General features: G+C 41.6%; 11 protein-coding genes. 1 reads left to right on the forward strand and 10 read right to left on the reverse strand.

What is annotated here, in order from left to right; all coding sequences use genetic code 11:
- Positions 1-152 precede the first annotated feature (152 nt).
- The 7 genes from hutG to hutC form a co-directional block, all read right to left on the reverse strand.
- Positions 153-1,073, reverse strand: a complete 921-nt coding sequence (hutG, locus tag AC056_RS12325) for a formimidoylglutamase (protein ID WP_077163756.1) — start codon at positions 1,071-1,073, stop codon at positions 153-155.
- 10 nt (positions 1,074-1,083) lie between these two features.
- The gene (hutI, locus tag AC056_RS12330; RefSeq protein ID WP_077163757.1) at positions 1,084-2,289 is read right to left on the reverse strand and encodes an imidazolonepropionase; all 1,206 of its coding nucleotides are present in this window, start codon (positions 2,287-2,289) and stop codon (positions 1,084-1,086) included.
- Between the two features lie 51 nt (positions 2,290-2,340).
- The gene (locus tag AC056_RS12335) at positions 2,341-3,753 is read right to left on the reverse strand and encodes an amino acid permease (protein ID WP_004704780.1); all 1,413 of its coding nucleotides are present in this window, start codon (positions 3,751-3,753) and stop codon (positions 2,341-2,343) included.
- A gap of 64 nt (positions 3,754-3,817) precedes the next feature.
- On the reverse strand, positions 3,818-5,356 hold the full coding sequence (hutH, locus tag AC056_RS12340) for a histidine ammonia-lyase (RefSeq protein WP_004704779.1): 1,539 nt from the start codon (positions 5,354-5,356) through the stop codon (positions 3,818-3,820).
- An 87-nt stretch (positions 5,357-5,443) separates the two neighbouring features.
- Positions 5,444-7,120, reverse strand: a complete 1,677-nt coding sequence (hutU, locus tag AC056_RS12345) for a urocanate hydratase (RefSeq protein ID WP_002054061.1) — start codon at positions 7,118-7,120, stop codon at positions 5,444-5,446.
- Between the two features lie 252 nt (positions 7,121-7,372).
- Complete coding sequence (locus tag AC056_RS12350; protein WP_213033490.1) at positions 7,373-7,948, reverse strand: HutD family protein; 576 nt, start codon at positions 7,946-7,948, stop codon at positions 7,373-7,375.
- Positions 7,945-8,697, reverse strand: a complete 753-nt coding sequence (gene hutC, locus AC056_RS12355) for a histidine utilization repressor (RefSeq protein WP_005300446.1) — start codon at positions 8,695-8,697, stop codon at positions 7,945-7,947. The genes AC056_RS12350 and hutC overlap by 4 nt, the downstream gene beginning before the upstream one ends.
- 354 nt (positions 8,698-9,051) lie before the next feature.
- On the opposite strand from hutC, the gene AC056_RS12360 reads away from it, so the two are divergent.
- Positions 9,052-10,164 carry an acyltransferase family protein gene (locus AC056_RS12360; protein ID WP_077163758.1) on the forward strand — a complete coding sequence of 371 codons (1,113 nt, stop codon included), beginning with the start codon at positions 9,052-9,054 and terminating at the stop codon, positions 10,162-10,164.
- Between the two features lie 35 nt (positions 10,165-10,199).
- Here AC056_RS12360 and zigA read toward each other — a convergent pair whose 3' ends face one another.
- The 3 genes from zigA to AC056_RS12380 form a co-directional block, all read right to left on the reverse strand.
- Positions 10,200-11,465: a zinc metallochaperone GTPase ZigA gene (gene zigA, locus AC056_RS12365; protein WP_077163759.1), complete on the reverse strand. Its 1,266-nt coding sequence runs from the start codon at positions 11,463-11,465 to the stop codon at positions 10,200-10,202.
- Positions 11,466-11,613: 148 nt separating this feature from the next.
- Positions 11,614-12,294 carry a YcbK family protein gene (locus AC056_RS12375; protein ID WP_004704772.1) on the reverse strand — a complete coding sequence of 227 codons (681 nt, stop codon included), beginning with the start codon at positions 12,292-12,294 and terminating at the stop codon, positions 11,614-11,616.
- Between the two features lie 158 nt (positions 12,295-12,452).
- The gene (locus tag AC056_RS12380; protein WP_019458593.1) at positions 12,453-13,841 is read right to left on the reverse strand and encodes an amino acid permease; all 1,389 of its coding nucleotides are present in this window, start codon (positions 13,839-13,841) and stop codon (positions 12,453-12,455) included.
- Positions 13,842-13,891: the final 50 nt, after the last annotated feature.

Consider the following 13,891-nt stretch of genomic DNA (forward strand, 5'->3'; position numbering starts at 1 on the left):
TTAATGATTTTATAAATTAATTTTCTTTTTAATTAAATTATTTATAGTTGCTATCTATATTCCATATTTGACTTTAATTTACCAGAAAGTCAAAAAAAGCGCACATGAGCGATCTCAGTGCACTTTTTCATTTCTACATTAAAAATTGTTTCTCAAGAAAACAAATATTGATAAACAATATAGGCAGCCAGTTTTGCTGTTCGATTGTCCAAATCAAATTTTGGATTGCACTCGGCAATATCTAAAAGTTTGATTTTGCCAGTCTCTTGAATATGCTTAAAAATTGCTTCAAAAGTGGCTAAATCAATTCCTTTTACGGCTGGCGCACTGACCCCCGGTGCAACCGCAGCCGCGAATACATCTAAATCAATCGTAACGTACAAACAGTCTACTTTTGCAATAAAAGCATCTACCGCTGCAAGCACGTTGTTTAGGTTAAAAATATTAACCTCATGATCGCGTAAATATGAACAATTTAACGCATCGGCCGTATCAAACAAAACTTTAGTATTGGCATGGTTAGCAACCCCAATACATAAGTAATTAAATTGTTTTTGATGCTGTTCTGAAAGCCTTGCTGCTTGTAAAAAAGGTGTTCCAGAGGTGGCATGCTCTGCTTCACGCAAATCAAAATGGGCATCAAAATTAATAATGCCTATTTTTTTATCTGGCGCGTGGGCTTGTACATATTGGAACAGACCACTAAAGCTACCAAATGCAACTTCATGTCCACCGCCCAACACAATCGGCTTTAAACCATTTTGCAGGCTGTTTGCGACTTGTTCTGCTAACTCGTTTTGTGCTTGCTCTAAATTCTCATATTCGCAAGTCACTGTACCCAAATCGACCAGACTCACTGGGCGATGAATCGGTAAGTTAGCCAGTTGTGTACGAATCGCATCTGGCGCATCGGCAGCACCAACTCGGCCTTTGTTACGTTTCACGCCTTCATCAGAGCTAAAGCCAATCAGGGCAAATTCGGCATGTTGGGTTTTATTCATAATATGGTGGATACGTTGATGTGCTTCACCATCGCCATCATGACGGCCTTGCCATTTAAATGTGTGATTCATATGCCACCGTCTAAAAAATAACTTCTTGTCCATACTGAACGACTCGCTTAGGCAAATCGCCGCCCAGCCAGTAAACAATTTCAGATGGATGTTCAATATCCCAAGCCACAAAGTCAGCGACTTTACCCTGCTCTAAACTGCCGTGCGTTTGCTCTAAACCGAGCGCTTGTGCCGCATGAATGGTGACACCTGCTAATGCTTGCTCAGGCGTTAAACGGAAGAGCGTACTGCCCATATTCAGCATTAAACGTACAGAAAGTGCAGGAGATGTACCCGGATTTAAATCACTCGACAGCGCAATACGCACGCCATGCTTAATAAGGCTTTCAATCGGTGGGTATTGTGTTTCACGTAATAGGTAAAAGGCACCCGGTAGTAACACAGCAACCGTACCCGACTCTGCCATAGCTTTGACATCATCTTCGGTCATGTACTCTAAATGGTCAGCCGACAAAGCATGATAACGTGCTGCCAAGCTTGAGCCACCTAGCGATGAGAGCTGTTCAGCATGAAGCTTAACGGGTAGACCCAATGATTGTGCCGTTTTAAAAACACGTTCAACCTGAGCAGGTGAAAAGGCTAAATGCTCGCAGAACGCATCTACTGCATCGACTAAACCTTCAGCGTGCAATTTAGGCAGCATTTCTGTACAGATATGCTCAATATAAGCATCGCTTTGATCTTTGTATTCTGGCGGTAAAGCATGAGCAGCTAAACAGGTGCTTTTGACCGTCATTGGTAAAGTTTCACCAATTTGACGGATCACACGCAACATCTTGCGTTCATTTTCATAATTGAGTCCGTAACCAGACTTAATTTCGATGGTAGTCACACCATCTTGCTGCATACAGCGAATACGCTTAAGGGCTGATTTAAGTAATTGTTCTTCGCTGGCTTCTCGGGTTGCGCGTACTGTACTTGCAATACCACCACCGCTTGCTGCAATTTCAGCATAACTTACGCCTTGTAAGCGCTTTTCAAACTCAACGCTACGGTTGCCACCAAAAACACTATGCGTATGACAGTCGATCAAACCTGGGGTCACCCAAGCACCATTTAAGTCAACTGTTTCGGAGTAAGAGTCGGCAGGAAGTTGTTGTTGTTTTCCAATCCAATGGATGAGATGCCCTTCGGTAACAATTGCAGCATCTTCGATATAAGAATATTGCCCATTTTGCATGGTCGCAATATGGCAGTTCTGCCAAAGTTTTTTCATTAGCCTATCCTCGAAACTGCCCAACAGTAAAACCATTGGGCAGTTGATTTGTTAGCTTTCCATTTCTATGTTTTGCTGGACAGGCTCACTTTCCTTTCCCAAGCTTTGCTCCGGCTTTACCCAAATGCGATACGCAATGGTTAACAGAGCAAGCCATGCCGCACCTACATAAATTGCAGGACGCGAGTCTGGGAAGTAGCCCATCATCACTAAAATGAACACCATAAACCCGATTGCAAAAGCAGGTGCATATGGCCATCCGAATACAGGGAAATCCAGTGCCTTAATTTCAGCAGTAGATAATTTACGGCGCATCGCCACTTGCGAAAGCAAGATCATGAGCCATACCCAAACTGTTGCAAACGTTGCAATTGATGCAATGATGACAAATACATTTTCAGGAATCAGGTAGTTCAGTACCACACCAATTAACAGCACGCCAGCCATAACCACAACAGTCATCCAAGGCACACCATTACGTGAAAGTTTCTTGAACACTTGCGGTGCTTGACCACGATTTGCCATACCGTACAACATACGGCCTGCACCAAATACATCACTGTTAATTGCTGAAATTGCAGCGGTTACCACCACAACGTTTAAAATATTTGCAGCAGATTTAATGCCTAAGTTTTCAAAAATTTGTACAAACGGGCTACCTTGGCTACCAATCTGGTTCCATGGGAAAATCGACATCAGTACAAAAATAGTCAACACATAGAATAGTAAAATACGGACTGGAACGGCATTAATTGCTTTTGGTAAGGTGGTTTTTGGGTCTTGTGACTCACCTGCCGTTAAACCAATAATTTCGATACCACCAAAGGCAAACACGACTACAGATAAACATGCCACTAAACCTGCAATACCATGCGGCATGAAACCATCATAAATCCATAGGTTTTGAAGCCCCGGTACAACATTGCTGTGATCAACATGGAAGCCATAAAACATAAGGCCTAAACCACCGATAATCATGGCAACAATGGCACTGACTTTGACGATTGAAAGCCAAAATTCGAGTTCACCAAAGACTTTTACATGAATGAGGTTAATTGCGCCTAGGAACATAATGAGAGACAAAATCCAAATCCACCGCGGTACATCGGGATACCAGAACCCCATATAAATACCAAACGCAGTGACATCGGCAATTGCAACAATCACCATCTCAAAAACGTAAGTCCATCCTGTGGTAAAACCCGCCAATGGGCCAATGTACTGAGATGCATAGTGGCTGAATGAGCCAGAGACAGGGTTATGGACAGCCATTTCACCCAGTGCGCGCATAACGATATAAATTGCAATCCCTGCAACGATATACGCAAGTAATACTGAAGGCCCTGCCATTTTGATGGCGGTAGCCGAACCATAGAAAAGCCCAGTTCCAATTGCTGAGCCCAATGCCAAGAAACGAATATGGCGGGTGTTTAAACCCCGCTGTAGTGTGGAGTTTTGTGACATTTTAATCTCCAATCCTTGAGGAAATTTAGTTGGATTCGGCCACTCCATGTGACCGTTTTATCAATCACACTTCAGATAAACTAGGGAGCAGTTTTGGAATGAGTAACTTGTTTAGGCAACCACTCGCAAGCAATTCGCTAGCTTGTTCGATATCCGGAGCAAAGAAACGATCTTCGCTGTAGTAAGGAACTTGATCGCGCAAGATTTTACGAGCTTGTTCAAGTTTAGGCGAGCTTTTTAAACCTTCACGGAAGTCTAAACCCTGACAAGCGCCTAACCATTCAACAGCTAAAATGCCACGAACGTTGTCAGCCATGTACCAAAGACGCTTACCGGCATTCGGAGCCATCGATACGTGGTCTTCCTGATTGGCAGAAGTTGGTAAACTATCAACACTTGCAGGATGTGCTAATGCCTTATTATCGCTCGCAAGTGCAGCAGCTGTCACTTGTGCAATCATAAAGCCTGAGTTAACACCGCCATTTGCAACCAAGAATGGTGGAAGCTGTGACATGTGGCGGTCCATCATCATCGAAATACGACGTTCTGACAGTGAGCCAATTTCAGCGATCGCCAATGCTAAATTATCTGCCGCCATTGCAACAGGTTCTGCATGGAAGTTACCACCAGAAATCACGTCACCTTGTTCAGCAAAAACAAGCGGGTTATCCGATACAGCATTTGCTTCAATTTCTAATACTTCAGCAGCCTGACGGATTTGCGTCAAACATGCACCCATCACCTGTGGTTGGCAACGTAAAGAGTACGGGTCTTGAACTTTGCTACAGTCTTCATGTGAATGTGCAATTTCACTTGAGTCTGTTAAAAGGTCACGATAAGCCGCAGCTACATCAATTTGACCACGTTGGCCGCGTACTTCATGAATACGCGCATCGAATGGCGCACGTGAACCAAGCATTGCTTCAACACTTAAGCCACCACAAACTGTTGCAGCTGCAAACAAGTCTTCAGCTTCAAACAAGCCACGTAATGCATAAGCAGTTGACACTTGTGTACCGTTTAAAAGTGCCAAACCTTCTTTAGCAGCTAAAGAAATAGGTTCTAAACCTGCAACTTTTAAAGCTTCAACGGCTGGTAACCATTCACCCTTATAACGTGCCTTACCTTCACCAAGTAACACTAAAGACATGTGTGCAAGTGGTGCCAAGTCACCTGAAGCGCCTACTGAACCTTTTAGTGGAATGTGTGGGTAAACTTCGGCATTAATTAAAGCCAACAAAGCATCAATTACTTTACGACGAATACCAGAGAAACCACGCGCCAAACTATTTGCTTTCAATAGAATAATTAAACGAACCATTGCATCATCAAGTGCTTCACCTACACCTGCTGCATGCGAAAGAACCAATGAACGTTGTAACTTTTCTAAATCTTCAGGAGCGATTTTGGTTGACGCGAGTAAGCCAAAGCCCGTGTTAATACCGTAAGCTGTACGCCCTTCATTTACAATTTTCTCAACGCAAGCCACGCTTGCATCAATTGCAGATGAAGCACTTTCATCCAATTTAACTTTGATCGGGTTGAGGTACGCTTGACGTAAATCGGCTAAGGTCAGTTTTCCCGGTTGGATAAGTAATTCCATGTTGGCTTCCTAATTTTTTGCACTATATTCTGCTGAGACGGTGCTTTTCACAATTGCAAAAAGCACCGCTAGTTCTTCCATGTATTTTTATTGCGTGATCATTGGCAAGTGTAAGCCTTGCTCTTTCGCACAGTTAATCGCAATTTCATAACCTGCATCGGCATGACGCATAACACCTGTTGCAGGGTCATTGGTCAATACGCGAGCAATACGTGCAGCAGCTTCATCTGTACCATCACACACAATCACAACGCCTGAGTGTTGAGAGAAGCCCATACCTACACCACCACCGTGATGTAAAGACACCCAAGTTGCGCCGCCTGCTGTATTGAGCAACGCATTTAATAAAGGCCAGTCTGATACTGCGTCTGAGCCGTCTTGCATTGCTTCAGTTTCACGGTTTGGACTTGCAACCGAACCTGAGTCTAAATGGTCACGACCAATCACAACTGGTGCAGACAATTCACCGCTACGAACCATTTCGTTAAATGCCAAACCAAGTTTTGCACGTAAACCTAAACCAACCCAGCAAATACGCGCTGGTAAGCCTTGGAAGCTAATGCGTTCACGAGCCATGTCTAACCAGTGATGTAAATGCTCATCATCAGGAATTAACTCTTTAACTTTGGCATCTGTTTTATAAATATCTTCTGGGTCACCAGAAAGTGCTGCCCAACGGAATGGACCAATACCACGGCAGAACAATGGACGGATGTACGCAGGTACGAAGCCTGGGAAATCAAAAGCGTTTGCTACGCCTTCATCTTTCGCCATTTGACGGATGTTATTACCATAGTCAAATGTTGGAACACCCATTTTTTGGAAATCAAGCATCGCTTGTACGTGCTTCGCCATTGACTGTTTTGCAGCTTTTACCACAGCTTCTGGTTCAGTTTTCGCGCGTTCACGGTATTCATCCCAAGTCCAACCTACTGGTAAGTAGCCATTGAGTGGATCGTGTGCACTTGTTTGGTCAGTCACCATGTCTGGACGTACACCACGGCGAACAAGCTCAGGTAAAATTTCAGCAGCGTTACCATGAAGCGCAATTGAAATTGCTTTACCTTCTTTTGTATAGCGGTCAATACGCGCTAAAGCGTCGTCTAAATCAGTTGCTTGTTCGTCTACATAACGGGTACGTAAACGGAAATCGATACTTGCTTGTTGGCATTCGATGTTTAAAGAACATGCACCTGCAAGTGTTGCAGCTAGAGGCTGAGCACCACCCATACCACCTAAACCAGCAGTAAGCACCCAACGACCTTTTAAATCACCGTTGTAGTGTTGGCGGCCTGCTTCAACGAAAGTTTCGTAAGTACCTTGTACAATGCCTTGGCTACCAATGTAGATCCATGAACCTGCTGTCATTTGACCGTACATTGCGAGTGCTTTTGCATCTAATTCGTTAAAGTGTTCCCAGTTTGCCCAGTGCGGTACAAGGTTTGAGTTTGCAATTAAAACGCGTGGTGCATCTTTATGAGTTTTAAACACACCAACTGGTTTGCCTGATTGAACCAATAAAGTTTCGTCAGTTTCAAGATTTTTTAGCGTATCTACAATTTTGTCGAAACATTCCCAGTTTCGTGCTGCACGACCAATACCGCCGTATACAACTAACTCTTTCGGGTTTTCTGCAACGTCCGGATCAAGGTTATTCATCAACATACGTAATGGGGCTTCAGTTAACCAACTCTTAGCCGTTAATTCAGTGCCGCGTGGTGCACGAATTTCTACATCACGAAATTTTGTTGTCGTTGTTGTCACAGTCGGACTCCTTCCTTTGAGCTTACATCAGCAGAACTTCACTTGTCTCTGCATTTGTATAGTAATGTATTAACTTGTATATACATCCATATACTACACAAATATTTTCCGGCGTGAAGAGGGTGACTCATATTTTTTTAAAAAAAACGAATAAGCTTATGAATTAAATTAATTTATTTTTATATTAGGCATAAAAAAAAGCACATATCCTCTAACAAGACATGTGCTTTTCAAATCGTAAATGATGTCTTTTTATCGTTGAATTAACTCAATGACATAGCAGCTTTTGAGTTGTTTTTTGGGAAAATTGATTGATGTGATACCAGATTTTTTCTCAATTTTTAGCGTCTCTTGAGCAGCAAGCTGAAAAAGATCATCCTCAACGCTTACTTGTGTTTCACCACCCTGATTAAAAATGAAAATCAGGTCTGCCGAGCTTATAAATGTCTGCTCCGCTGCATCATTCAACCACTGAAAACGGGCATGAAACTTTGCAGGATCATAAATTAAATTTAAATCTCGAATTGCACCGTCGACAAGTTCACTTTGAACCTGACTCTCACCATGAAAAGCAAAAATATCGCCTTGGTTTAGCGTTTTGGCAGGAAGCTCATCGACATGCAGTACCATGCCCTGCCCATCAAGTACGCTAATAATGCGCTGCTTATTGGGAAATAACGAAAATGGCCCAGAAGTGGTCACATCAGCCATCGAAATGCGCCACTCAAAGTCGGCCCCACCTTGGCTTCGAGCAATTTCTAAAGTGAAACCCGCACCGTTTTTCCAAAGCATTTTTGTATATTGATCGGCCTTGATCAATTCAATCATGGGTTAAATTTCCCTTCGAGATAATAGCGGCTACCCGGATAAATCAGACGTGCGCTTGAAATGAGCTGTTTGTTTGACCATGTACGGCGACGGATGAGTAAACAAGGCTCAGCTTTAGTAATTTTCAACCACTTACACTCTTGCGGAGATGCTAAAACTGCCTCGACAATGTGCTCACCTTCTGAGACAGGAGCTTTTGCCATGAGGTAAGCATTCGGCGTAATCGTTTTAAAATCTTGTTGTAGATAATCTGGTATCAGTGCTGCATCGACTAAACGATCTTCGACCTGAACAGGGACATCATTTTCATAATGCACAATAATCGAGTGAAATAATCTTTGCCCTTCACGAGTCTGCATTAACACGCTTTGCTCTGCATTTGCATAAATTTGTTCTAAGACTAAAACTTCAGCGTGGTGCTTATGGTTTCGTGCAATAATCTCATCGGCAATATTATTAATCTGAAAAAGTGCAGTTCGGCCTTGCCCTTCCGCAACGAAAGAACCAACGCCCTGAATTCGAACGAGTAAACCCTCGGTCGTTAACTCACGAAGCGCACGGTTTACCGTCATACGGCTACAGCCGAGTTGATTAACGAGTTCACTTTCCGAAGGAATTTTTTTATTTACAGCCCAAGTACCTTCATAAATTTTTTGTGAAATCAGTTGTTTTACGCGTTGATATAAAGGAACTGGACTATCAGCTTCAATCGAAAGCTCAGTATGTTCTTGTTTTGATGTTCTGGGCATAACTAATTACTCAAAAAAGGCAGCAGGCAAAAATGTATTTTAGTTGACATGCTATGTATATACAACCACATACAACATGTTAATTTATGAATTAAATAGATTTTAAAAAGTTTAAAAAACAAACATATCTCAATAAGAGCTAATTTAAAGTTTTATCTAGAAAAATTCAAATATATAAATGCTTTATAAATATTTATTTAATAATTGTTTCTGCTATGCCTTAGCTCAATTCAAAGAAGCAAAAAAGTAGTCTTTTTTGGTTTACGAAATGCTGCTTAAAATTTTTATTTAATATAACTGATCGATAGTATTCTTCTGTCACACAGTATATTAATAAAGCTGGAAGCACATCGAATGCGTAATTATAAAATAGATATTCTGCGTGGAATGTCTATCCTGTTGGTTCTTTTACATCATTTTAATATTCCTTATAAACTTAAAGATACATGGTTAGGTTTTGATTTTTTAGGTGAAGCATTTAGTACTGTCATCGCAAGAAATGGAAATTATGGCGTCACCATGTTTTTTGTGATTTCAGGTTTTTTAATTACCCATCACACGTTAAAACGAGACAAACAGTTTTCTGCAATTAACCTCAAGCATTTTTATATCCGACGGGCAGCACGTATTTTACCGTGTCTGATATTACTCATTTTAGGGGTCAGCATACTTGGTTCATTTGACTTAAAACCCTTTATGAACCAAGCCCCCAATGGCATTGAGGTTTCCTATCCTTTAACCATATTTGCAGCTCTAACCTTCTGGATGAATATCCTGATTATTAAATTTGGTTGGGTAAACTATGCTTTGGGTGTGTTGTGGTCACTCTCTGTAGAAGAAGTTTTTTACTTTGTTTTTCCATTATTGTGCCTGTTCACACGTAGTAATAAGGTCTTTATTGCTGTACTTGTTGGAGTGATTTTATATGGGCCTTATTTTAGGTCCCTGCATTTGGGGGAAGAAAGCGGCGCCTATTTATATCACTATTTTTCGAGTTTTGATGGCATAGCGATTGGCTGTTTAACGGCGATTTTTTCTCATACATACCGACCAAACTGGACTTATAAAAAGCCTTTTTCTTGGTTGCTTATTTTGAGCATGACCGCGCTATATTTATATGCTCCAATTAAAGAAGTCAGCACATGGGGTATTAGCTTATTTGCTTTTGCTACAGGCTTACTCATTTTGTGTTTTCAGCATCCTTCCGAAACACAGGCGCATAACCTATTGACTAAAGTGATGGTCTGGTTGGGGCAAAGAAGTTATGAGACTTATTTGTTTCATCTGGTTGTGCTGGGTCTTATGAAAGTTGCCTTTGTTCCGGCTCAAACCGACGCTAGCATCAAAATTATGCTTTTAATTGGCTATCTGATTCTGACCTTTATTATCAGTGCAGCGATTGAAAAATATTATTCGACACCGCTTAACAGCTATATTCGAAAGATTTTCATTAAAGACAAATCATAAAAATAAGCCCCTTTAAATCAGGGGCTTTTGTTTTATTAAGCGATCAACATAGTTTCATCATCTTGCTTAAAAGGGTTCGACCAGTTCTGCCAAGCTTGTGGTCCTAAAGCCATTTCTTCATCACTTAATAAACAACGGTCTAAGCGTTCTATTAAGGCTTGCTCATCCATTTGCATACCAATTAAAACCAGTTCCTGACGTGCATCACCTGTACGAGCGTCCCAATTTTTCTTAATTTGCTCAATGCTGGCGAGGTCACTCGGCCAATCTTCTTCTGAAACAGCAGCCCACCAATAACCTGCTAGGCCATGTCGAGCCATTGCACCCGCTTGCGACCATGAATAAGCCAAGGTAGGGTCAGCAGCCAACCAGAAAAAACCTTTAGAACGCACGACTCCTGGCCATTCTGACTGAACCAAATCATAAAAACGCTCTGGATGGAAAGGTCGGCGCGCACGGTAAACAAAGCTACTAATGCCATATTCTTCAGTCTCTGGCGTATGCTCGCCACGTAACTCTTTTAACCAGCCCGGCGCTTGTGCGGCTTCATCAAAGTCAAATAACTGTGTATCTAAGATTTTATCTAAAGCGATCTTTCCAAACTGAGCAATTTCAATTCGGGCACGGGGATTTAACGTTTTTAAAATTGCGATGAGCTGGTCTTGCTGCGCCTGATCAATCAGGTCAATTTTATTCAGCACAATTACATCACAAAACTCGATCTGATCGATAAGAAGGTCAACTACAGTTCGCTCATCTTGTTCACCCAAGGACTCGCCACGTTGTTGCAGGGAGTCTATTGAACTGTAATCTTTAAGAAAGTTAAAAGCATCGACTACCGTGACCATAGTATCAAGTCGAGCAAACTCATTGAGAGAGTTTCCATCTTCATCTTCAAAGGTAAAGGTTTCTGCTACTGGTAATGGTTCTGAAATACCTGTCGACTCAATCACCAATTGGTCAAAGCGCCCTTCATCGGCTAAACGTCTTACCTCAACCAGTAAATCTTCTCGTAGCGTGCAGCAGATACAACCGTTACTCATTTCAACCAGTTTTTCATCTGTCCTTGAAAGCTCCGCCCCACCTTCGCGTACTAATGCCGCATCAATATTTACCTCAGACATATCATTAACAATCACGGCAATACGACGGCCTTCACGATTATTTAAAATATGGTTGAGTAATGTGGTCTTTCCTGCACCCAAAAAGCCAGATAAAACGGTAACTGGAAGCTTGGCAAATGAGTTGGCGATTGCAGTGTGCATGGCTTGATCTCTTCGAATAATATTTAAACTGATCATGGCTGGCCATTGAAATATGGCCAGATCACAGGCGTAATCTATTTCTAAACCACAATAATGTTATGTTATAACATAACTATTGATCAAGTTTTTATTCTGCTTTTATTCAAACCAACTCATTTAGTCTTTGAAAGAATTGCTTTTATAGTCACTGACAAATCGAGGTTCTATAGTGATGGTCAGGTCCCCATGATCGGAAACCTTGGCTATCAATATGAATTTGTCCCGAAGCATAAACACCCAGACCCATATTAAGAGCTTGCCCCTTGGTTTCCCAGAACTGACAAAGTTTAGTTTTGGTTTGCTGAATATTGAATTGGTCTAAGTCGCTAGGCTGTTCTGGTCCAATTCGAAAATCAAGCGCTGCATTAAAGACATGTCGAGAAGCATCTGCACCACCGGCACAGCGGTTTAAAGATAAAGCTCGATAGGCTGATGTCACTTCAAAATCGTTAATCACGCCATCGTCAACCAATGCTTTTAAAATACTAAGCGTAGGAACGATGTTGGACCAAATCTCTCTCGGTGGCACCGCATAAGGCTCCACTCCACATTTTTGCCAGTCACGAGCTGAACGTAATAACTCATAATCTGGCACTAAATTGGCAAGTCCTTTCTGCTTCAGAAATTGCTTATAAGCCTGCACAGACTGCGCATGATCTGCGGTTGCGATCCAAACAATATAATCTTCGGGTTGTTGTTTTATTCTTACCACTGTTTTAGATGGCTGAGGCAAAGAGTGAGGATGCTTAGAAACCGTTGGCTTAGGTGTTTGAGTCGTACACGCGGTAAGAGAAAGTAAGATTAAACCTAAATAGGAATATTTCATAAATATGTTGTTCCTCCCTCAACATCGGGAAGCCTTAGTTATTCATTCAACAGATGTTATAATATAACAATTATAAAGTCCTTTCATTTCTGTTGTAAATTTTAAAAATAAAAAAGGACGTATCAATACGTCCTTTCTAACTTCCAACTCAGACCTGATTACATATCTGCTTCTAAAGCATGAACAGGCTGCTCAGCTTTTAACTTACGGCGTTTAAATTGATAAGCCACCATCAAACACAAAATCCATCCCGGAATCATCATCACCGCCACACGCATATCTGGCGTTAGCGACATGACAACTAAAATTCCGAGCATAAACACCATGCAAAGATAGTTGCTAAATGGATACATGAAGCTTGGGAATTTCGTAGTTTGACCTTGGCGCATCATGAATTTACGGAATTTTAAATGTGTCCATGAAATTACCACCCAGTTAATCACAATCGCTGCAACTACAAGCATCATGAGCAAACCAAATGCTTTTTCAGGGAAAATATAATTTAACAATACACATAAAATAGTGACTGCCGCAGAAAGAATCACTGCATTGGTTGGGATACCGCGTTTATTAATACGTGCAAATACTTTTGGTGCATTTCCTTGCTGAGCAAGACCGAGCAACATACGGCTACTGCAATAGCTTGTACCGTTATAAACTGAAACCGCAGCAGTCAAAATCACGAAGTTGAGTAAAGTCGCAACGCCTTGACTGTCTAAAGAAGCAAACACCATTACAAAAGGACTGCCGCCTTGTGCCATTTGATTCCAAGGGAATAATGAGAATAAAACAAGAAGCGTTGCAATATAGAAAATCAAAATACGATAGATAATCTGATTTACCGCTTTAGGTAAGGTTTTGTCTGGGTCACGTGCTTCAGCCGCAGTAATACCGAAAAGCTCGATACCGCCAAAAGCAAAAATAATGACTGCCATGGCCATCACCAAGCCTTCAACACCAAACGGGAAGAATCCGCCTAATGCCCAAAGATTACTGATACTTGCTTGTGGCCCTGCCGTACCGGTTGCAAGTAAATACGAACCGAAAGCAATCATGGCTAAAATTGCTAAGATCTTGACAATAGAAAACCAAAATTCCATTTCGCCAAAAAACTTAACGTGCAATAAATTAATACCATTAATGAGAATAAAGAACGTTAGCGCGGATGCCCACGTTGGGATTTGCGGCCACCAATATTGAATATACAGACCAATTGCACTTAACTCTGCCATACATACCAGTACGTTAAGTACCCAGTAGTTCCATCCTGACATGAAGCCTGCAAAAGGTCCCCAATATTTGTAAGCAAAATGACTAAAAGAACCACTTACTGGCTCTTCGACCACCATTTCACCGAGCTGGCGCATCATTAAAAAAGCAATAAATCCTGCAATCGCATAACCCAAGATTACCGACGGACCTGCCAATTTAATCGATTGTGATATACCAAGAAACAGCCCTGTACCAATCGCTCCACCCAATGCAATAAGCTGGATGTGACGATTACTCAAACCGTGTTTCAGGTTTCCTTGCTCTTGTGTTGACATATGATTATTCTCATCCTTGTCACGTAATTTTTTTCCAATAAATTACGTAT

This window comes from Acinetobacter genomosp. 33YU, from assembly GCF_001990725.1.
GTDB classification, from domain to species: Bacteria; Pseudomonadota; Gammaproteobacteria; order Pseudomonadales; family Moraxellaceae; genus Acinetobacter; species Acinetobacter seifertii.

Excerpts from the sequence above, each read along its gene's own strand:
- zigA (WP_077163759.1), bottom strand. The coding sequence starts at position 11,465 with ATGATCAGTTTAAATATTATTCGAAGAGATCAAGCCATGCACACTGCA.
- AC056_RS12360 (WP_077163758.1), top strand. The coding sequence starts at position 9,052 with ATGCGTAATTATAAAATAGATATTCTGCGTGGAATGTCTATCCTGTTG.
- AC056_RS12350 (WP_213033490.1), bottom strand. The coding sequence starts at position 7,948 with ATGATTGAATTGATCAAGGCCGATCAATATACAAAAATGCTTTGGAAA.
- hutI (WP_077163757.1), bottom strand. The coding sequence starts at position 2,289 with ATGAAAAAACTTTGGCAGAACTGCCATATTGCGACCATGCAAAATGGG.
- AC056_RS12380 (WP_019458593.1), bottom strand. The coding sequence starts at position 13,841 with ATGTCAACACAAGAGCAAGGAAACCTGAAACACGGTTTGAGTAATCGT.
- AC056_RS12335 (WP_004704780.1), bottom strand. The coding sequence starts at position 3,753 with ATGTCACAAAACTCCACACTACAGCGGGGTTTAAACACCCGCCATATT.
- hutC (WP_005300446.1), bottom strand. The coding sequence starts at position 8,697 with ATGCCCAGAACATCAAAACAAGAACATACTGAGCTTTCGATTGAAGCT.
- hutG (WP_077163756.1), bottom strand. The coding sequence starts at position 1,073 with ATGAATCACACATTTAAATGGCAAGGCCGTCATGATGGCGATGGTGAA.
- AC056_RS12375 (WP_004704772.1), bottom strand. The coding sequence starts at position 12,294 with ATGAAATATTCCTATTTAGGTTTAATCTTACTTTCTCTTACCGCGTGT.
- hutH (WP_004704779.1), bottom strand. The coding sequence starts at position 5,356 with ATGGAATTACTTATCCAACCGGGAAAACTGACCTTAGCCGATTTACGT.